Source organism: Rhodococcus sp. LB1, from assembly GCF_001583455.1.
GTDB classification, from domain to species: domain Bacteria; phylum Actinomycetota; class Actinomycetes; order Mycobacteriales; family Mycobacteriaceae; genus Rhodococcus_F; species Rhodococcus_F opacus.
Window position 1 is genome coordinate 1 of the sequence record NZ_LTCZ01000273.1, and the last position, 20196, is coordinate 20196.

A 20196-nucleotide genomic window follows, 5' to 3' on the forward strand; every position below is an offset into this window, starting at 1 on the left:
CGCGGCCGCGGCCGCGGCCACGGTGGGCGTGGGCGGGGCCGTGGGGGTGCGCGGGCGGGCTTTGCGTGCCCGGGTCTTGAGGACGCCGACCTTGGCCGCAAGGATCGCGCCGATCAGGACGACACCGTTGAAGACCGGCTGCACCCAGGTTTGAGCGCCGAGCATGAACAGTCCGGTGGTGCCGGCCGCGACGAGCACGACGGCGGTCATGGTTCCCCAGACGTTGTAGTAGCCGCGGCGGATCGACGTCTCACCGAGGAAGCAGGCGGCGATGGCCGGGAGCAGGAATTCCGAGCCGCTCGTCGGTGCTGCCGAACCGACCTGGGCGACCTGCAGGACACCTCCGATTGCCGCGAGGACCGCGCCGCCGACGAACGCGCCGACGGTGAGCTGGTCGACCTTGATGCCGGTCAACCGTGCGGCGTCCCGGCTGCCGCCGATGGCGTAGAGCCGTCGGCCCACCGGACGGAAGTACAGCACGTACCAGAGCACGATGCCGACGGCGACGGCGAAGATGAACGGCAGCGGGATCCCCAGGGGGCGGTCCTGCCCCAGGTCCTTGAACGCCTGCGGGATACCGCTGTAGATGACCGCGCCCTTCGAGTACCACAGGATCGCACCGAAGAGGACGGACTGCGTGCCGAGGGTGACGACAAGCGCGTTCAGGTTCAGGTAGGCGACGAGGAATCCGTTGATCAGCCCGACGACGACGGCCACGACGACGACGATCAGCACCGCCAGTGGCCACTGCGAGACGGTGCCGTTGGACATCAGCCCGGTGGCCAGGACGCCACCGAACCCGGCCATGGCGGCGACCGACAGGTCGAAGTGACCGACGATCAGCGGGAGCATCAGCCCGAATGCGATGAACATGATCGACGCATTGGCCTGCAGGATCGAGCCGAAGTTCGCGATGGTCGGGAAGGTATCGGGACGCATCACCGAGAAGAATCCGATAATCGCGATCAGGGCGATCACGATTCCGTAGTCGGTGAAAATCCTTTTGAACGCTCCCGCCGGGCGACCAGGCGCTCGTTGAACGGTCATGGTGTACTCCAAGATTCGATGATGGCCGCTAGGCCGTGGAAAGGTCCTGAACCGCGTAGCTCGCCGCGGCGATTCGTTCGGTGGTGATCTCTGCGCCGACGAGTTCGGTCGCGATACGCCCACGACGCATCACGAGCACCCGGTCGGCGTAGCGGGCGACCAAGTCGATGTCCGAGTCCAGCAGCAGCACAGACAATTCACGCCGGGCGACCTGTTCGAGGACGGCCTCGAGGATCGTCTTGCGGGCGCCGACATCGACGCCGTAGGTCGGTTCGTCCAGGATGAGGACATCGAGGTCGAGTTCGAGCCACTTGCCGAGGACGATCTTCTGCTGGTTTCCGCCGGACAGCTCACCGAGCAGACGTTCGGGGTCGGCCGGGCGTACGTCCAGGCGCTCGATCGCGCTCGCGGTTACCGTCCGCTCGCTGCTGCTCGACAACCGGCCGCCGCTCATGTGCTTGTCCAGGCTCGCCAGGCAGAGGTTGTCCGCCAGCGTGAAGGACGGGATCGCGCTCTGCTTGCGGTCCTGGGGGACGTATCCGATGCCGCGTTCGATGCTGAGCTTCGGCGAGATCCGGTGCAGCTGCCGGCCGTGCAGCCGGACCTCGCCGGCGGTGATGGCCTGGGACCCGAAGATCAGTCGACCGAGTTCGCTGCGGCCGGAACCGACCAGACCCGTGACCGCCAGCACCTCTCCCGGCCGGAGGTCGAGATCGACATCCTGCACGAACGTTCCGCATACCCCTCGCAACGACAGTTTCGGCGCCGTTCCCGGTTCGACGGCCCGCCGGGCAGGTGCCGGGATGTCGGCGGCGTCGCTCGTGGCGGCCCCGCCGGTGATGATCTGCGTCAGGTGCTGGTCGTCGGTGGCGGCGATGACGTCGTCGAAGACGAGTCGGCCATCACGCAGCACCGAGACCCGGTCGGCCATCGCGAACACCTCGTCGAGGCGGTGTGAGACGTAGATCAGGGCGATGCCCTGATCGCGCAGCAGCCTGCAGCGGCTGAGCAGTTCGTCGACCTGCGCGTTGGGCAGTCGTGCCGTGGGCTCGTCGAGGACGAGCACACCCTTCCCCGGTTGCAGTCCCCGCAGGGCGCGGGCCATCGCGACGAGGGTTTGCTGTACGGGTCCGAGCGCACCGACCAGGGTGCGGGGGTCGAGGTCGTCGAGTCCGACCGCGGCCAGGTCCGCGATCGAGGTCGCGCGCTGGCGGCGCCAGTCGATGGTGGCGGCGCGCTTTTCGTAACCGAGGGCCAGTGCCAGGTTGTCGGCGATCGACATCGATTCGATCAGACCGAGGTCCTGGTGGACGAAGCGCACCCCGGCGTCGTGCAGCACCGTGGGGTCGGCGGGCAGTGCCAGTTCCTCCCCGTGCACGCGGATGCTTCCGGTTGTCGGGGTGTGGTATCCGGCGAGCAGCTTGATCAGGGTCGACTTCCCGGATCCGTTCGCGCCGAGCAGGGCGTGGATCGAGCCCGGCCGAAATTCCAGATTCACGTCGTCCAGAACCCGGTTGACTCCGAATTCTTTTGACAGTCCGATTATTTCGACACCCGGTGACGAGTCATTCGATGTCATTGCGGTTCTCGTTTCTCGGTCGGTGACCATGTGTTATCCGATCCCCCACAGCTGTTCGAACTTCGCGCGGAAGTCGAAGTTGCCCTGCCATCCCTTGGTTTCGAGTTCGGCCGACCGGTCCGGCGGGAGCTGGGACAGCGAGTCCTTGTCGAACAAAGCGACCGGGATGGATTCGGTGAAGTCGAACGCGGGCAGGCCGTTGGTCATGCGGTTGACGTTGTCAATTGCCGCGTAGGCCAACCATTCTCGCGGGTCGGCGAAGCACACCTTCTGCACGCCGCCGGCGCGAATGATGTCCAGGTTCTCCGGGTTGCAATCGAAGCCGGCGCCGGAAACGGAGTCGGTGAACCCTGCGCGGTTGAGGCCGTTGCTGACGCGGAAGAGGCAGGAGTCGAAGCAGGAGACCCAGTTGAGCTGGGGGTTCGCCAGTCTGGTGGCCACCGCTTGTGCGGCGGGGCCGATCGTCGGATCTTCGAAGGTCGCCAGACTCCAGTCCTGGGTGACGACGTCGCATCCCGGGCAGTTCCCCGGGGTGTCGAGGTAGTCCTGCGAGCCTTTGTACTGGCCGTTGACCACGATGTACAGGTCGGCGTTGCGCATCTGCAGCATGCCCAGATCGCCGCCGCTCTTCCACACCGCGTACTGCGCGACCGACTCTCCGGCACGCACCCAGTCGAAGGACACATCCGGGACCGTGTCGGGGGTGTTCTTCAGCGATCCGAGGGTGACCACCTTGACGCCCGCCGCAAGGGCACGCTGGAGCGCGGACTGGACGCGGGTGGTGTCGACGAAGATGAGGATGACGGCATCGACCTTCTCGTCCACAGCCGTGTTCAGTGCGTTGAGCTGAACCTCCGGCTTGCCCTGGCCGTCGGAGATCTTCGGTACCCAGCCGAGCTTTTTGACCTCTGATTCGATGGCCTTCGCCGGTCGACTCGACCCGGTCGAGGCCATTTGCTCCGGGATGAGGGTGATCCTGAGGCCTGGCCGGGGCGGCGGGCTGTTTTCCGGTCCCGTCCACTGGTTGTCGTGCATTCCTGCGTCGAGGAGTTCGGCCGCGCCGCCTTGTGCTTTCTCCACCGCCGCCTCCCGTGCGGCCGGGTCGACTGCCGATCGATCCGAAGGTGCTGTCGAGCAGCCCGTCAGCAGGAGAATCACGCCAATGATGGCGACTACGACTCCGCGCCTTTGCGAAGCGGTCCGTGCGATTGCCATGTCGTTCCTTCTGCGTATACCACCCGTCGGCGTCACCGAGAATGGACGAGTTGATTTGTGCTGCAGGCATATGCGGTCACTGCAGCGCCCCGGAAGGTGATTTCGAGGCATGTTTGGCCGCCACGATCACTTCACAGAGTGATCGGGTACGTGTAGGTAAGGCGGGAGGAGGCGATCCGCCCCGTCAGCGCGTGGTGTCGGTCATTCCCTCTGACGGGAGGACGTCAACGTGGCCCGGTGGCGCACGATTCGGCGGAGGTGGTTCTCCGCGGCGAACCGTGCCCGGGCTGGATCGCCTGCTGCGATCGCTTGGGCGATCTCGAGATGCTCCTGGACGGTGTGGCCGGCCTCGGACGGGTATCCGGCGCCGGCGCTGTAGGAGTCGCTGAGGTAGTCGTTGACCGGCCTCATGACAAGGAGGAAGAAGGGGTTCCCGCTCGCCTGCGCGATCTGCTCGTGAAATGCCAGGTCCGCGTCCAGGAACTCCGATGTCGACGGGTCCGCCGCCTTCAAACGCTCATTGAGTCGCGTCAGCTCGGCCAGGTGGTCGTCGGTGCGCCGAGCGGCAGCAAGAGCGGCCATTTCGAGTTCCAGAACGAGCCTGAGCTCCATCAGCTGTTCGAAGGAGCCCTCACTGAGCCGGAGCAGAAGACCGTACTGTTCGGCGATCACACTGCCGTCCACCGCCGCCACGGCCATCCCGCGCCCCGGGCTCACCGTGACCAGGCCACGCTGAACGAGCAGTCTCGTCGCCTCCCGAACCACCGTCCGGCTGACCTCGAAACGCTCGGCCAGTTCGGCCTCCGTCGGAAGCCGGTCGCCGACGGCAAGACCCAGGATTTCGTCCTGAAGGGTCTGAGCGACGACATCAGAGAGGCGCTGCTTCGAGCGAGTGGTTTCCGACATGAAAGAAATGTATGACAAAGATTGCGTGTGGTCAAGCTCACGTCAGGGATTCTTCGTACTTTTCGTCTCGATTCACGGGTAGAACCAGCAGATATACGCCTTTCCGCTCTTTGTGCCGATGGAGGCAGGTCGACCTTTGTATGATGATTGAGGTCGATCGCCCCACGAGCGCGTTGAGCCCGGCGCCCATGGAGGGCAACGTCAGGCCCCCACCCCTCACCCCGGCTTGATACGACGACTCTCGACGAAACGGCTGGTGAATCGTCCAGCCGGGATACTTCGCACGGGGACTCACCTGAGATCGGTGAGCGGTGACGGCCCGCGGGCGGCCGCACGTCCGCTACCCCTCCCGCCGGCTTTACGCCCGAGCGCTCACACCCATCCATGAGCTGCAATGAGGGATATTTGATGGGTTTTTCGTCTTGATTGAGGCATGCATCACAGCAAGACTGGCTGCATGAGCAAGAGCAACGCTTCACAGGCACGGGATGTTCGAGTCGGGTCCCCCGTGCGCCCCAGTTCGTTCCCCTCGAGGGAACGGCGCCGACGAAGCCCTCTCGACCGGTCACAGCACGCGCGTTGACCGGATAACCGGGCGTCGCCGACGCCCAGCCTCATACAAGTCACGGCGGGTCCGGAACTGCCATCGACACAGACCTTTCGATTCCCAACCGAATAGCCACCACCAGTCCTGCTGGTGCGCTGCCCGGTTCGGCAACAGACGTTTCACTTGCAATCAATGTCCCCTCGGCACATGCAGGGGTGACGACGAACTCGACGTATGGAGTCCTGACATGGATATGTTGCTCGCCGGTGAATGGCGCGGCGCCGCAGACGGCCGCACGGAGACCGTCCGGTCACCGTTCGACGGTCATGCGGTCGACACGGTGCCGGTCGCCTCCGCCGCCGATGCCGCCGCGGCCCTCGATCGAGCCGAGGTCGGGGCGCGGGTGTTGCGGTCGATGCCCGCGCACGAACGAGCGGCGATTCTGATGCGTGCTGCGGATCTGGCCGATCAGCGCGCCGAGGACATCGCGCAGACCATCAGCGCGGAGACCGGCAAGCCGATCAGCGAAGCCCGGGGTGAGGCGGGCCGGTCGGGCAGCATCATCCGACTTGCAGCCTTCGAAGGCAGCCAGCTCTACGGCTCGTCGTTGCCGCTCGACGCGAACCCGGGCACCGGCCTCGAGAAGGTCGGCTTCACCCTGCGCCAGCCCTGCGGCATCGTCGTGGCGATCACCCCGTTCAACTACCCGGCACTGCTGGTGTTGCACAAGATCGCTCCCGCACTCGCCGCGGGTAATGCGGTGGTACTCAAGCCGGCCCGCACCACCCCGCTGACCGCACTGAAGCTCGCCGAGTGCTTCGTCGACGCCGGCCTGGCGCCCGAAGCGCTGTCGGTGCTCACCGGACCGGGCTCCGCGCTCGGTGACGTCCTGGTCACCGACCCCCGGGTGCGCAAGGTGTCGTTCACCGGTTCCACGCAGACCGGCACCAGGTTGGCCTCCATCGCGGGAATCAAGAAGCTGTCCTTGGAGTTGGGCGCGTCCTGCCCGGTGATCGTGCTCCCCGACGCCGACATCGAACTCGCCGCCTCGGCGGTCGCTGCCGGCGGCTACATCAATGCCGGTCAGGTGTGCATCAGCGTGCAACGCGTGATCGTCGACGAACGTGTGGAGGCCGACTTCCTCGACGCCCTGGTCCCGAAGGTCGAAGACATCGTCGTCGGCGATCCCGCGAACGCCGACACCAAGCTCGGTTCACTGATCTCGGAAACCGAAGCGACACGAGTGCATTCGGCCATCGCCGAGGCCGCTCTGGCCGGTGCGAAGGTCCTCACCGGCGGTGACCGGGACGGCGCCGTCGTCTCCCCCACCGTCGTTGCCGGCGTCGACCCGACCTCCCCGTTCAGCCGCGACGAATTGTTCGGCCCCGCAGTCGCCGTCTCCTCCGCCCCCGACATCGAATCCGCGATCGCCCTCGCCAACGACAACGACTACGGCCTGGGCGCCGGACTGTTCACCTCCGACGTCAGCGCGACGACTCGGGCGATGCGCCAGATCGACGCCGGCAACATCCACATCAACTGGACGCCGCTCTGGCGCGCCGACCTGATGCCGTACGGCGGTCTCAAGGGCAGCGGCATCGGCAAGGAAGGTGTCCGGTCCGCGGTCGAGGAAATGACCGAGGAAAAGACCATCATCCTGCACGGCCGTCCCTGGTAACCGTCTCCCGCTCACACACATTCGTGGCACTCACAGAAAACGACGACATGACACCACTGAGCACACACAAGACAGTCCGGCTGACCACGGCCCAGGCGGTCGTGAAATACCTCGCCGCGCAATACTCGGTCGCCGACGGCAACCGGCGCCGCCTGATCCCCGCCGCACTGGGCATCTTCGGTCACGGCAACGTCGCCGGCCTCGGACAGGCCCTCGACGAACTGTCCGATGACCTGCCGTTCATCCAGGGTCGGCATGAGCAGTACCTGGCGCACATCGCCACGGCCTATGCCAAGGCCAGCCGCCGCCGCGCCACCCTCGCGGTGACCGCGTCCATCGGTCCGGGTGCGCTGAACCTGGTCACTGCCGCCGGGTTGGCGACGATCAACCGGCTTCCGTTGCTGCTGCTGCCCGGTGACACCTACGCCACCCGCCATCAGGGACCGGTGCTCCAGCAACTCGAGCATGCCAGCGAAGCCGACCTCACCGTCAACGACACGTTCCGCCCGGTCGCGCGGTTCTTCGACCGCATCACCCGCCCGGAACAGTTGCTGACCGCGCTCCCCCAGGCCATGCGGGTGCTGACCAGCCCCACCGATACCGGCGCTGTCGTACTCTCGCTGCCGCAGGACATTCAGTCCCACGCGTTCGACTTCCCGGTCGAGTTCTTCGAACCCCGCGACTGGACGATCCGCCGCCCGCTGCCCGACCCCGCGGAGGTCGACGCGGTCGCCGCCCAGATCCGCGAGGCGGCGCGTCCGGTGATCATTGCCGGCGGCGGCGTGCACTACTCCGACGCGACCGCGGCACTCGAGCGGCTCGCCGAGCAGGCCGGTATCCCGGTCGTCGAATCGTTCGGCGGCAAGGGCGCGGTCAGCCGCGACGAGTGGTGGCAGCTCGGCGGTGTCGGACTCGAGGGCAACTTCGCCTCCAACATCCTGGTCAAACAGGCCGACCTCGTGCTCAGCGTCGGGACCCGGCTGACCGACTTCGTCACCGGATCGCAGTCGATCTTCGAGAACGAGAACGTCCGGTTCGCCTCCCTCAACGTCGTCGACGGCGACACCCGCAAGCAGGGGGCCACCGGAATCCTCGCCGACGCCCGCCTCGGACTCGAGGCCTTGACCACCGCGCTCGCCGGGCACACCACCAGCACCGCCTGGCAGGACACCGCGCGGACGGCGAAGGCGGACTGGGCCCCGATCCGGGCGGCCGCTCTCGACCCCGACACCGCGTTCGTCCCGGCCGAGCACCCGCACGCCCCGGTCACCGGCGCCGTGCTCACCCAGCCGCAGCTGATCGGGCTGCTGCAGGAACACGCCCGCGGCGGCGACACGATCATTGCCGCGGCCGGTGGCCCGCCCGGCGACCTGCAGAAGGTCTGGGACGCGACCGGGAATCGGCACTGCCACCTCGAATTCGGGTTCTCCTGCATGGGGTACGAGATCCCGGCCGCGATGGGTGTGCGTCTCGCCGAGGGCAACCGGGGACAGCGAATCGTCACCTTCATCGGCGACGGCACGTTCCTGATGGCACCCACCGAGCTGGTCACCGCCGCCCAGGAGGGCCTGGACGTGACCATCGTGGTGTCCGAGAACCACGGCTACCAGGTCATCCACCGGTTGCAGATGAACCGCAACGGCCGCGAATTCGGCAACGAGTTCCGCTACCGCACCGACGGTGACATCATCGCCGAGACCGGCGAGAAGGCACGCCTCGAGGGCGACTACCTGAAAGTCGACCTGCGGCAGATCGCCGAAGGACTGGGCGCGCGGGCCATCCGCGCCACCACCGCCGACGAGTTGCGCACCGCCCTCGACGAGACCCGGACCGCGTCCGGTCCGGTCGTGATCGTGGTGCCGACGGTGCCGCACGTGGACCTGCCCGGTGGGGACGTGTGGTGGGACGTCGCACCCGCCGAGGTGTCCGATCAGGAATGGGTTCAGACCCTGCGCGCAGACTACGACAACGCCGTGGGACGGCAGAGGTGGTTCGGATGAGCAACACTCCACTCGACAAGGGCACGCTCCGTCAGCGATTGGCCGACGGGGAGACCACCGTCGGCACCTTCGTCGGCATGGCGTCCTCGACCGCAGCCGAGGTGTGCGCCGCCGCCGGCGCCGACTGGATCCTCATCGACCTCGAACACGGGTCCGGATCCGAGGACGTATTGCGCGACGGCATCCTCGCCGCCGGCAGCTACGGCGTTCCGACCGTCGTGCGGATCGAATCCGGTGAACGGATCCGGATCGGCCGGGCCCTCGACCAGGGCGCGGCCGGGATCATGGTCCCGCGCCTGGACAAGCCCGACCAGGTCGCCGACGCGGTCACGCATCTGGCGTACCCGCCGCACGGAGACCGCGGGGTCGCCACCTACAACCGCTCCTGCCGGTGGGGCATGGACCGCTCCCCGCTGCTGACGGACGCGCAGTCCGCACTGGGCGTCATCCAGATCGAGACCCTCGCCTCCCTCGACGCCGTCGACGAGATCGCCGCACAGGACGGGGTCGACGTGCTCTTCGTCGGACCGTTGGACCTGTCCTTCGCCCTCGGGGTGCCCCTGCAGTTCGACAGCCCGGTGTTCACCGCCGCGCTCGGCCGGGTCCTCGAGGCCGCCCACCAGCACGGCAAGACGGCCGGCATTCTCGCCGCGAACGCAGCGCTGGCCGCCGGCTACGTCGAACTGGGATTCCGCTTCGTGGCCATCGGCTCCGACTCGACCATGCTCGCCGCCGCCCTGACCGAGGCCTTCGCCACCGCCCGGCCCGAGCAGACCGCCTAGCCCACTCGGGCAGAACCACCTAGCCCACTGGGGCAGAACCGAAAGAGGTAACACCGTGAGCACGAACGCACGCACCGTGGGCGTCGGCCTGATCAGCGTCGGCTGGATGGGACAGCTGCATTCGCGCGCCTACCGCGACGTCCCGATCGTCTACCCCGAGCTCGGGATCACCCCGAAGCTGGTGATCGCCGCCGACACCGCACCCAGCCGCGTCGATTTCGCTCAGAACGTCCTGGGTTTCGCCCAGGGCACCACCGACTATCGTGAGGTCCTCGCGCACCCCGACGTCGACGTCGTGTCCATCTGTGCACCGAACTTCCTGCACGCCGAAATCGGTATCGCCGCGGCGAAGGCCGGCAAGCACTTCTGGATCGAAAAGCCGGTCGGGCGTAGCTATTCCGAGACCGCCGCGATCGAGGACGCCGCCACCGAGGCCGGGGTGATCACCTCGATCGGTTACAACTACCGGCACGCCCCGGCCGTCGAGCACGCCCGGAAGCTGATCGCCGACGGCAGGCTCGGCCGCATCACCAACGTGCGCGCCTCCTTCTTCTCCGGCTACGCGAACGAGCCCAATGGCGCGCTGTCGTGGCGGTTCGACCGTGAACTCGCCGGCTCCGGCGTGTTGGCGGACCTGTTCAGCCACGCCAGCGACCTGTGCCAGTACGTGGTCGGCCCGATCGCGGAAATCAACGCGCTCACCAGCACCGTCTACACCGAACGCCCGAAGCTGGAGATGGGATCGGGAACTCACTTCGCGGTCATCGAAAACGGGGACATGGGGCCGGTCGAGAACGAGGACTACGCCGCGGCGTTGGTGCGATTCGGATCCGAGGGACCGGGATCGGGCGCGGTGGGCACCATCGAGGCGTCCCGGGTGATCGTGGGCCCCGAGTGCGGATACCAGATCGAGGTCTACGGCACCGAAGGGTCCGTCAAGTGGGACTTCGAGCGGATGAACGAGCTGAAGGTGTGCCTGGGCCGCGCGAACGCCGAACAGGGCTACACCACGGTCAACGCCAGCCCGCAGCACGGCGACTACTCCCGCTTCCAGCCCGGACCCGGCAATGCACTCGGCTTCGACGACCTCAAGACCATCGAGGCCAAGAAGTTCCTGATCGCGGTATCCGGTGGACCGCAGGAGAACTCGAACGTCCACGACGCCGTCTCCGCAGCGGCGATCGTCACCGCCGCCGAGGTCTCCGCCGCAAGCGGGCAGTGGCAGAAGCTCGACGACATCGCCGGCACCACCGCCTCCCGCACGGCCTGATCCCCCGCCCCGCACCTCTCGACACCTGCAAGGACTGCGATGACTACGACCACCTCGACTCAACTGTTCGTCGGCTTGGGCCCACTCGACCGGGAACTCGTCGACCCGTATCTGGCTGAGAATCAACAGCTGGTCCTCGACCCGACCGAAGAACAGTTGGCCGTCGCCGAGGCCGCGATCGTGCGGGCGGCGTTCACCGTCGACGCCGCGGTGCTCGACCGCATGCCGGCGCTGAAGGTCCTCGCCCGTACCGGTGTCGGAACCGACCTCGTCGACGTCGCCGAAGCACAGCGGCGCGGCATCCCGGTGGTGATCACCCCGGGCAGCAACACGGTGTCGGTCGCCGAAGGGGTGTTCGCGCACTTGCTGTCACTGGTCAAGAGACTTCCCACGCTGACCGGCCTGGTCCGGGGCGGGCGGTGGAACGATCGGGGTGCAGTCACGGTTGGTGACCTCGAGGGCGCCACCCTCGGCGTCGTCGGCTTCGGGCGGATCGGCCGCAAGGTCGCCCAGATCGCCGAGGCGTTCGACCTGCAGGTGCGGGCGTACGATCCGTTCGCCGACGTGCCCGAGCAGTATCGGTGCGCCGGTATCGACGAACTTCTCGAAGCAAGTGACTTCGTCACCCTGCACCTGCCGCTCACTGCCGAGAATCATCATCTGATCGACTCCACGCGGCTGGCCGGGATGCGGGCGGGCAGCATCCTGGTCAACTGCAGTCGCGGCGCGCTGATCGACCTCGACGCCGCGCACGCGGCGATGCAGTCCGGGCACCTCGCCGGGCTCGGTCTCGACGTATTCGATCCCGAACCGCCCGCGTATCACCCGGTGTTCGACCACGCCAATACCGTGTTGAGCCCGCACCTGATGGGTTTCACCGATCGGGCGATGGCGTTGACCATTCGCGCCGCAGTCGAAGGCGCGGTCGCGGTCCTCGACGGGCGGGCGCCGGCCGCGGTGGCAGCGTCGTGAGCGTGCGGGTAGGGGTGATCGGTGTCGGGGTGATGGGCGCCGATCACGCCCGGACCCTCGCTCGGTCGGTGTCGGGTGCGCAGGTGACGGTGGTGACCGATTTCGACGCGGCCCGTGCGGACGCGGTCGCGCAGGAGGTGTCGGCGCGTACCGTCGCGACCGCGACCGAGTTGATCACCGCCCCGGACATCGACGCGGTGGTGATCGCGTCCCACGACTCCGCCCACGCCGAGCAGGTGGCGCTGTGCCTCGATCACCGCAAGCCGGTGCTGTGTGAGAAGCCGCTGGCCCCGACGCTCGCCGAATGCGTCGACCTGGTCGCCCGCGAAGAGTCTCTGGCACTGGCTAATCCGCTGGTGTCGGTGGGTTTCATGCGACGGTTCCACGCCCCGTACCAGGCCCTGGTGCAGGAGATTCGGTCCGGTTCCGTCGGGGCCCCGCTGCTGGTGCGCAGCTCCCACCGCAATGTGACGTCGTACCCGGGTGGCGACTCGGCAAGCACCATCACCAATTCAGCGATCCATGAAATCGACATCACCCGTTGGCTTCTCGGGTCCGATATCGTCGAAGTCAGCTGGCATGCACCGAAGCCCACCTCGTTGGACACCTCACGTCACGACCCGCAGGTGCTGATGCTGCGCACCGCCGACGGTGTGCTGACGGTGGTGGATGTGTTCGTCAATGCCCGATACGGCTACGACGTGCGCTGCGAAGTAGTCGGCGAAACCGGTGCCGTGAGTCTGGCACCGAGCCACGCCCTGACGGTCGACTCGTCGCTGCATTCGGCGGCGACGTATCCGGCGGACTGGCGCCCACTGTTCGCCGACGCCTACCGGCGCCAACTGCAGGCCTGGGTCGACGCCCTCGACGCACAGGTGGCGTCCCCGCTGGCGTCGGCACGCGACGGTTTGCGGGCCACCCAGGTGGCCGCCGCCCTGATCGATTCGATGAACAACGACGGTGCCACCACCAAGGTCGACTACCACTGATCACTGCTCGATCCCATCAGTTGTGCATCCCCGAGAAGAGATAGAGCGAGCGCAGTGACATTTTCGAAGGTATTGGTCGCCAACCGTGGCGAAATTGCGATCCGCGCTTTCCGTGCCGCCTACGAACTAGGTGCTGGAACGGTCGCGGTGTTCCCGTACGAGGATCGGAACTCGATCCACCGTCTGAAGGCCGATGAGAGTTATCAGATCGGCGAGGAGGGACACCCGGTTCGGGCGTACCTCTCCGTCGACGAGATCGTCTCCGCGGCCAAGCAGGCAGGCGCCGACGCCATCTACCCCGGCTACGGCTTCCTTTCCGAGAACCCGGATCTCGCCGCCGCGTGCGCCGAGGCGGGCATCACGTTCGTGGGTCCGTCCGCCGAGGTGCTCGAGCTCACCGGCAACAAGGCGCGCGCGATCGCCGCGGCGAAGGCGGCCGGTCTGCCGGTGCTGGCGTCGTCGGAGCCGTCCGCCGATGTGGACGAGTTGCTGGCCGCGGCCGAGACCATGCAGTTCCCGCTGTTCGTGAAGGCCGTCGCCGGCGGCGGTGGCCGCGGCATGCGGCGGGTCGCCGAGCCGGCGCAGCTCGAGGAGTCCATCGAGGCCGCCGCCCGTGAGGCCGAGTCGGCGTTCGGTGACCCGACGGTGTTCCTCGAGCAGGCCGTCGTCGACCCGCGTCACATCGAGGTTCAGATCCTGGCCGATGGTCAGGGCAACGTCATCCACCTGTTCGAGCGGGACTGCTCGCTGCAGCGCCGTCACCAGAAGGTGATCGAGCTCGCGCCGGCCCCGAACCTGTCGGAAGAGTTGCGGGCGAAGATCTGCGCGGACGCGGTGGCGTTCCATCGGATCGGTCCAGCAGGTCGAGGGCGGCGACCTCCTCGCCGTCGTCGCCACCGAGGAGGCCCCGGAGTGAGGCCACACCGCCGGATACATCTGCGTTCTACGATCGAGACAACCACTGAAGGGTACGAGGCATGAACAACTCACCGGGGCCGGAACTTCTGGCCGCATGTTGGACTTCAGCCGGAGACGTGATGCCGGCGCGAGGCTCGGACCGCAGTCCGGTCCCGATCCGCGAGCGCATAGAGGCCGTCGCGCAAACCGGTTACACCGGGTTTGGATTGACCCGCCCCGACCTGGTCGCCGCCCGAGAAACAGTAGGACTCGGTGAGGTCGCGAAGATGCTGGCCGACAACGGAATTCATCATGTTCAGCTGGAGTGGATCACCAACTGGTGGACCACCGGCGAAGCCCGCGCGGTCTCCGACCAGGTCCGTCGGGATCTGTTCGAAGCAGCCCCCATCCTCGGGGTCGACAACATCAAAGTCGGCGCGGACGACGACGGCGCCCCCGTCTCCCGGGACGTGCTGTGCGAGCAGTTCGACGCCCTGGCTTCCGACGGTGCCGCGGCAGGGGTGAAGATCGCCTTCGAGAACACCCCGTTCTCCCACCACGTCAAGACCACCGAGCAGGCTGCACAGTTCGTCAAGGACGTCGCCAACCCCAATGGCGGGTTGATCCTCGACATCTGGCACGCATTCCGCGGTGGCACGGACTACGACACTCTGCCGCAGCTCGTGCCGGTGCAGTTCGTGTTCGGTGTCGAACTCGACGACGGCTGGTCCACCGTGCGGGGAACCGATCTCGAGGACACCTTCGACAACAGGGTTCCCTGCGGGGAAGGCGAATTCAACGTTCCGAAGTTCATCAACGCAGTCCGCCGCATCGGCTTCGACGGGGCGTGGGGTGTCGAGCACATGTCACAAGAATTTCGGCAACTGCCCATCACCGACGCCCTCACCCGGGCACGCGACGGAGTTCTGCACTGCTTCGAGATCGCCGACCAGGCTGCGGGACCCAGGGACGAACACTAACAGCCGAATCAGCACCTGATCGCCGGTCGGCCACCTCCGAGGTGGCCGACCGGCGATCCGCCGTATACGGGCACAGCGCGATGACCGACACCTCGTCAACGAGGCGCCCTCGTCCAGCATCTGCTGTGAGTAGCCTGCCGATCACACCCCGCCCGAACACAGCCGGACACCGTCGAACACGACTCCGATGCTGGTGAATCGGCGGGTTCTCTTCCCAGAGATGCCCCCGACTCGATTCGAGCGCCGGCCCAGGCCGAATACCCCGCCTTGAGGTGAAAATGATGTAAAAACAGACTTGATTGAGGCGTGCGTCACAGCAAGACTAACAAGGGCACACGGCCACGACTCCGATCCACAACACGCCCGCAAGTGGGGATGTGTCAGCGAACCGAGAGATGGTTCCGTCTGCCGACCGATCCTCCGGCACCGATGTCGGAGGGCCGCAAGATCGAAAGGAATACAGTGGCCACCCTGTTGAACGGGAAAGTCGTTCTGATCAGTGGAGGGACGCAGGGCGTCGGCGCCGGCGTCGTGCGGGCAGCGGCCCGCGAAAGGGCCCAGGTGGTCTTCACCGGACGCCGGGCCGAGGCCGGCAAAGCCCTCGCCGCCGAACTCGAAGCGACCGGAGCACAAGTTCGCTTCGTCCAGGCCGACATCTCCGACGCGACCGAGGCCCGTGATTCGGTGACCCGGACCATCGAGGAATTCGGCCGCATCGATGCGCTGTGCAACGCCGCGGGTCTGACCACCCGCGGCACCCTCCTGGATACGACACCCGAGTTGTTCGACCAGCACATGGCGGTCAACCTGCGCGCACCGTTCTTCACCATGCAAGCCGCCGTGGCGGACATGGTCGAACGTAAGGCACCGGGGACGATCGTCAACATCATCTCCATCGCCGAGCACGGCGGGCAGTCCTACCTGGCCCCGTACGTGGCGGCGAAGGCCGGACTGGCAGGGCTCACCCGCAACGCGGCCTACGCGCACCGCTTCGACCGGATCCGGATCAACGGCCTCGACATCGGCTGGACCGAGACCGAGGGCGAGACGGCCACCCAGCAACGCTTCCACGGCGCCGACGACAACTGGGCGACCGAAGCCGCGGCGAAGGTGCCGATGGGCAAGCTCGGGCAGGTCGACGAGATCGCCGACATGGTGGTGTTTCTGCTCTCGGAGCGCAGCGGCGTCGTCACCGGCTCGGTGATCGACTGGGACCAGACCGTCATTGGAGGACAGGACTGATGGGATCAACTATCGGCGTGATCGGCCTCGGCCGGATCGGCGCATTCCACACTGACACTCTCGCCCAGCTGCCGGGAGTCGACGGACTGGTAGTCACCGACGAGCGTCCCGACGTCACCGCGACTGTCGCCGCCAAGTTCGGCGCCAAAGCAGTCGAGAACGCCGCTGCCGTCTTCACCTCCGGAGTGGACGGAGTGGTGATCGCAGCCGCGACCCCGGCGCATGCGCCGCTGATCCTGGCCGCCGTGGAGGCCGGGATCCCGGTGTTCTGCGAGAAGCCCGTCGCGTTCACCGCCGACGAGAGCTACCAGGTCGTCGAGCGGCTGAAGACGTCGACGGTGCCGGTCCAGATCGGCTACAACCGCCGGTTCGATCCCGCCTTCGTCGCCGCCCGCAACGCCGTCGTCGGCGGGGAACTCGGCTGGCTGCACACCGTGCGCTCGACCACCCTCGACCCCGCGCCGCCCCCGGCCGACTATGTGGCCGCTTCCGGTGGGATCTTCCGCGACTGCAGCGTCCACGACTTCGACATCGTCCGCTGGGTGGTGGGCCAGGAAGTCGTCGAGGTGTACGCCGCCGGCACCAACCAGGGCGATGCCATCTTTGCCGACTGCGGTGACGTCGACACCGCCACCACAACGTTGACGTTCGAGAACGGAGCTCTCGGCGTGGTGTCGAACACCCGCTACAACGCCCGCGGCTACGACTGCCGGCTCGAGGTCCACGGGTCGCAGGACAGCGTTGTCGCCGGCTGGGATGCCAGCGCGCCGGTCCGCAACCTCGAACCCGGTGTCACCTTCCCCGACGGACCGCCGCACCGATTCTTCATGGACCGCTTCACCGCCGCCTACCGCGCCGAACTCGGCGCGTTCCTCGAGGTGATCGCCGGCACCGCGCCCTCGCCGTGCACCGCCGCCGACGCCCTCGAGGTGGCCTGGATCGCCGAGGCGGCCACGCTTTCCCTCTCCCAGCACCGACCCGTACAGATGAGTGAGGTTCGACGATGATTCGTATTGCAGGAGCACCTATTTCGTGGGGTGTCTGTGAAGTCCCGGGCTGGGGTCACCAGCTCGGTCCCGAGCGCGTGCTCTCGGAGATGCGCGACGCCGGTCTGGAAGCCGCCGAGATCGGCCCCGAAGGCTTTCTGCCCGCCGACCCGCAGGAGCTGGCGGCGACGCTGGCCTCCTACGACCTGAAGGCGGTCGGCGGCTTCACCCCGGTGCTGCTGCACGACTCCAGCCACGACCCGGTCCCCGACATCACCGGCACTCTGGCCGCGTTCACGGCCGCCGGCGCCGAGGTGCTGGTGCTGGCCGCGATCACCGGGACCGACGGCTACGACTCTCGCCCGGACCTCGACGACGCCGGATGGAAGACGCTGCTCGGCAACCTCGATCGTCTCCACCGGGTCGCCGCCGAGCAGGGCATCCGCGCCGTCCTGCACCCGCACGTGGGCACCATGATCGAGAAGAATGCCGAGGTCCAGCGGGTCCTCGATGGCTCCTCGATCCCGCTGTGCCTGGACACCGGGCATCTGCTCATCGGCGGCACCGATCCGCTCGAACTGGCTCGCGCCGCCGCGGACCGGATCACCCACACGCATCTGAAGGACATCGACGCCGAGTACGCCGCCCGCGTGCAGGCCGGTGAGCTGAGTTACACGCAGGCCGTCGCCCAGGGTATGTACACCCCACTCGGCACCGGTGACGTCGATGTCGAAGGCGTGGTCCGCCACCTCGTCGCCTCCGGTTTCGACGGCTGGTTCACCCTCGAGCAGGACACCATCCTCGCCGGCGAGCCCGAGGGCAAGGGACCGGTCGCGGACGTCGAGACCAGCGCCGCGTTCCTGCGGAGTCTGCAGCTGTGACCCAGCTGCGGATCGGCGTCCTCGGCGCCTCGCGGATCGCGGAGTTGGCGATCGTGAAGCCCGCCCAGATTCTGGGGCACCGGCTGGTCGCGGTCGCCGCCCGCGACCGCGGCCGCGCGGAGGCCTTCGCGCGGACGCACGGGGTCGAACGGGTCGTCGACTCGTACGCGGATCTGATCGCCGCCCCCGAGGTCGACGTGATCTACAACCCCCTCGCCAATGCGTTCCACGCCGAGTGGAATCTGAAGGCGATCGCGGCGGGAAAGGCGGTCCTGACAGAGAAGCCGTTCGCTCGCAACGCCGCCGAAGCCGAGCTGGTTCGGAACGCCGCACGCGAGCGGAATGTGCCGATCATGGAAGGGTTCCACTACCTGTTCCACCCGATCATCGGGCGGATGTTCGCCCTGCTCGGGGATGGCACCCTCGGAGTCCTGCAGCGGGTCGAGGTGATCATGCGGATGCCCGAACCCAAGCCGGACGATCCGCGGTGGAGCTTCGACCTCGCGGGCGGTGCGGTGATGGATCTCGGCTGCTACGGCCTGCACGTGCACCGGCAGTTGGGCCGGTTCGCCGGCGGCGAACCCACTGTCGTTGCGGCCCGCGCCGTCGAACGCGATCCCGGAGTCGACGAGTCCTGTGAAATAGAATTGGTATTCCCTAGCGGCGCAACAGGTTCGAGCATCAACGCGATGACCGCGGAGCGGTTCGAGATGACCCTGCGCGTAGTCGGAGATCGGGGCGAGGCCTTCGCACACGATTACGCGCTGCAGTCCGGCGACGACCGGATCACCATCACGACCGACGCCGGGACCACGGTCGAACACCTCGGAACCCGGTCGACGTACACCTACCAGCTCGACGTATTCGCTCAGCACCTCGCCGACGGGACCGCGTTCCCGATCGACGTCGACGACGCGGTCACCACCATGGAGCTCATCGACTCCACGTACCGCGCCGCCGGCCTGCCCCTGCGGTAGGTCACATTCTCCCCGCCGGGCCGTGAGGAACCGACTTCCAACCTCCGGCCCGGCGGGGCCTCCACTCCCTCTGCGTTTCACTCCTCTTCACCCTCCCTCGCTGCTTCTCCATGCCTGCATGGTTGCGGCTTCCGAAAGGCCAACCACATGGATACACACGACGGCCGGCCCGTCCCGTTCACAGGCAAGCGCACTCGCCGGGTGACCACCCTGGCGTTGGGCATCACCACAGCCGTGCTCCTCGCGGGATGCTCGAGCACGGGCGGCAAGCCCGAGGCAACCGGCAATGGCATGGCCTCGGGCACCGCGGACACCCCCCGCGCGACCATTGCGATGATCACACATGAGGTTCCGGGCGACACCTTCTGGGACCTGATCCGCAAGGGCGCCGAAACCGCGGCCGCGAAAGACAACATCGAACTGCGCTACTCCGCGGACCCCGAGGCTCCGAACCAGGCCAACCTGGTCCAGAGTGCCGTCGACAGCAAGGTCGACGGTATCGCCGTCACCCTCGCCAAGCCGGATGCGATGGCGCCGGCGGTTCGAGCGGCCGTCGACACAGGCACCCCGGTGGTCGCCTTCAATGGGGGGATGGACCAGTACAAGGCCCAGGGCGTGGCCCAGTACTTCGGTCAGGACGAGAAGCTCGCCGGCATCTCGGCCGGGCAGCGTCTGACCGCCGACGGTGCCAAGAAGGCGCTGTGCATCATCCAGGAGCAAGGGCAAATTGCACTCGAGACACGGTGTGCCGGCGTCATCGAGGGGTTCAAGGGGCAGACCGAGATCCTCAACGTCAACAGCAAGGACCTGCCGTCGGTCGAGGCGACGATCACCGCGAAGCTGCAGCAGGACCCCTCGATCGATCACGTTGTCGCGTTGGGTGCGCCGATCGCGTTGACGGCCATCCAGTCCAAGGCCAACGCCGCCAGTTCCGCGACGATCGTCACCTTCGACACCAACGCCGCCCTCGTGGATGCGATCAAGGCCGGGGACGTGCAGTGGGCGATCGACCAGCAGCCGTTCCTGCAGGGGTATCTCGCGGTGGACGCGCTGTGGCTGTACCTGAACAACCGCAACACCATCGGAGGTGGGATGCCGACACTGACCGGTCCCGCCTTCATCGACCAGTCCAACATCGACTCGATCGCCGAGTACGCCAAGGCCGGAACCCGCTGAGCACGGTGCCCGGCACACCACCGCGCGTGCCGGGCACCGTCGGCGTAACGGAAGGAAAGTCATGTCCACACA

The 20196-nt window shown here is 67.1% G+C and carries 16 protein-coding genes and 1 pseudogene; 13 read left to right on the forward strand and 4 right to left on the reverse strand.

From position 1 onward, the window contains the following. The 4 genes from AZG88_RS29040 to AZG88_RS29055 form a co-directional block, all read right to left on the reverse strand. A partial coding sequence (locus tag AZG88_RS29040) for an ABC transporter permease (RefSeq protein ID WP_063886909.1) occupies nt 1–1047 on the reverse strand: 1047 nt, incomplete at its 3' end. Between the two features lie 28 nt (nt 1048–1075). Next, complete coding sequence (locus AZG88_RS29045) at nt 1076–2626, reverse strand: sugar ABC transporter ATP-binding protein (protein ID WP_231914247.1); 1551 nt, start codon at nt 2624–2626, stop codon at nt 1076–1078. Nucleotides 2627–2659: 33 nt separating this feature from the next. Then, nucleotides 2660–3706, reverse strand: coding sequence for a sugar ABC transporter substrate-binding protein (locus AZG88_RS29050; RefSeq protein ID WP_226955686.1), 1047 nt, complete (start codon nt 3704–3706; stop codon nt 2660–2662). A gap of 336 nt (nt 3707–4042) precedes the next feature. Then, nucleotides 4043–4747: a FadR/GntR family transcriptional regulator gene (locus tag AZG88_RS29055; RefSeq protein WP_005243485.1), complete on the reverse strand. Its 705-nt coding sequence runs from the start codon at nt 4745–4747 to the stop codon at nt 4043–4045. 794 nt (nt 4748–5541) lie between these two features. On the opposite strand from AZG88_RS29055, the gene AZG88_RS29060 reads away from it, so the two are divergent. From AZG88_RS29060 to AZG88_RS29120, 13 genes and pseudogenes are all read left to right on the forward strand, one after another. Beyond that, on the forward strand, nt 5542–6972 hold the full coding sequence (locus AZG88_RS29060) for an aldehyde dehydrogenase family protein (RefSeq protein ID WP_025432003.1): 1431 nt from the start codon (nt 5542–5544) through the stop codon (nt 6970–6972). A gap of 23 nt (nt 6973–6995) precedes the next feature. Beyond that, the gene (gene iolD / locus AZG88_RS29065) at nt 6996–8972 is read left to right on the forward strand and encodes a 3D-(3,5/4)-trihydroxycyclohexane-1,2-dione acylhydrolase (decyclizing) (protein WP_231914248.1); all 1977 of its coding nucleotides are present in this window, start codon (nt 6996–6998) and stop codon (nt 8970–8972) included. Continuing rightward, nucleotides 8969–9754: an HpcH/HpaI aldolase family protein gene (locus AZG88_RS29070; protein WP_061699869.1), complete on the forward strand. Its 786-nt coding sequence runs from the start codon at nt 8969–8971 to the stop codon at nt 9752–9754. The genes iolD and AZG88_RS29070 overlap by 4 nt, the downstream gene beginning before the upstream one ends. Nucleotides 9755–9809: 55 nt before the next feature. Then, on the forward strand, nt 9810–11024 hold the full coding sequence (locus AZG88_RS29075) for a Gfo/Idh/MocA family protein (RefSeq protein ID WP_061699870.1): 1215 nt from the start codon (nt 9810–9812) through the stop codon (nt 11022–11024). Nucleotides 11025–11063: 39 nt separating this feature from the next. After that, nucleotides 11064–11996 carry an NAD(P)-dependent oxidoreductase gene (locus tag AZG88_RS29080; RefSeq protein ID WP_005243492.1) on the forward strand — a complete coding sequence of 311 codons (933 nt, stop codon included), beginning with the start codon at nt 11064–11066 and terminating at the stop codon, nt 11994–11996. After that, entirely contained in the window at nt 11993–12985 is a 993-nt protein-coding gene (locus AZG88_RS29085; RefSeq protein ID WP_005243493.1) for a Gfo/Idh/MocA family protein, read from the forward strand. Before AZG88_RS29080 ends, AZG88_RS29085 begins: the two co-directional genes overlap by 4 nt. Before the next feature lie 54 nt (nt 12986–13039). Beyond that, nucleotides 13040–13828: pseudogene (locus tag AZG88_RS29090) on the forward strand (ATP-binding protein); the annotation flags it as partial. Between the two features lie 134 nt (nt 13829–13962). Continuing rightward, the gene (locus tag AZG88_RS29095) at nt 13963–14862 is read left to right on the forward strand and encodes a sugar phosphate isomerase/epimerase family protein (protein ID WP_061699872.1); all 900 of its coding nucleotides are present in this window, start codon (nt 13963–13965) and stop codon (nt 14860–14862) included. A gap of 462 nt (nt 14863–15324) precedes the next feature. Then, nucleotides 15325–16104 carry an SDR family oxidoreductase gene (locus AZG88_RS29100; protein WP_197487958.1) on the forward strand — a complete coding sequence of 260 codons (780 nt, stop codon included), beginning with the start codon at nt 15325–15327 and terminating at the stop codon, nt 16102–16104. Further along, nucleotides 16104–17111: a Gfo/Idh/MocA family protein gene (locus AZG88_RS29105; RefSeq protein ID WP_061043283.1), complete on the forward strand. Its 1008-nt coding sequence runs from the start codon at nt 16104–16106 to the stop codon at nt 17109–17111. The genes AZG88_RS29100 and AZG88_RS29105 overlap by 1 nt, the downstream gene beginning before the upstream one ends. Beyond that, the gene (locus AZG88_RS29110) at nt 17108–17971 is read left to right on the forward strand and encodes a sugar phosphate isomerase/epimerase family protein (protein WP_061699874.1); all 864 of its coding nucleotides are present in this window, start codon (nt 17108–17110) and stop codon (nt 17969–17971) included. Before AZG88_RS29105 ends, AZG88_RS29110 begins: the two co-directional genes overlap by 4 nt. Next, entirely contained in the window at nt 17968–18948 is a 981-nt protein-coding gene (locus AZG88_RS29115; RefSeq protein ID WP_061699875.1) for a Gfo/Idh/MocA family protein, read from the forward strand. Before AZG88_RS29110 ends, AZG88_RS29115 begins: the two co-directional genes overlap by 4 nt. A gap of 147 nt (nt 18949–19095) precedes the next feature. After that, nucleotides 19096–20124, forward strand: a complete 1029-nt coding sequence (locus AZG88_RS29120) for a substrate-binding domain-containing protein (protein WP_025431997.1) — start codon at nt 19096–19098, stop codon at nt 20122–20124. Nucleotides 20125–20196: the final 72 nt, after the last annotated feature.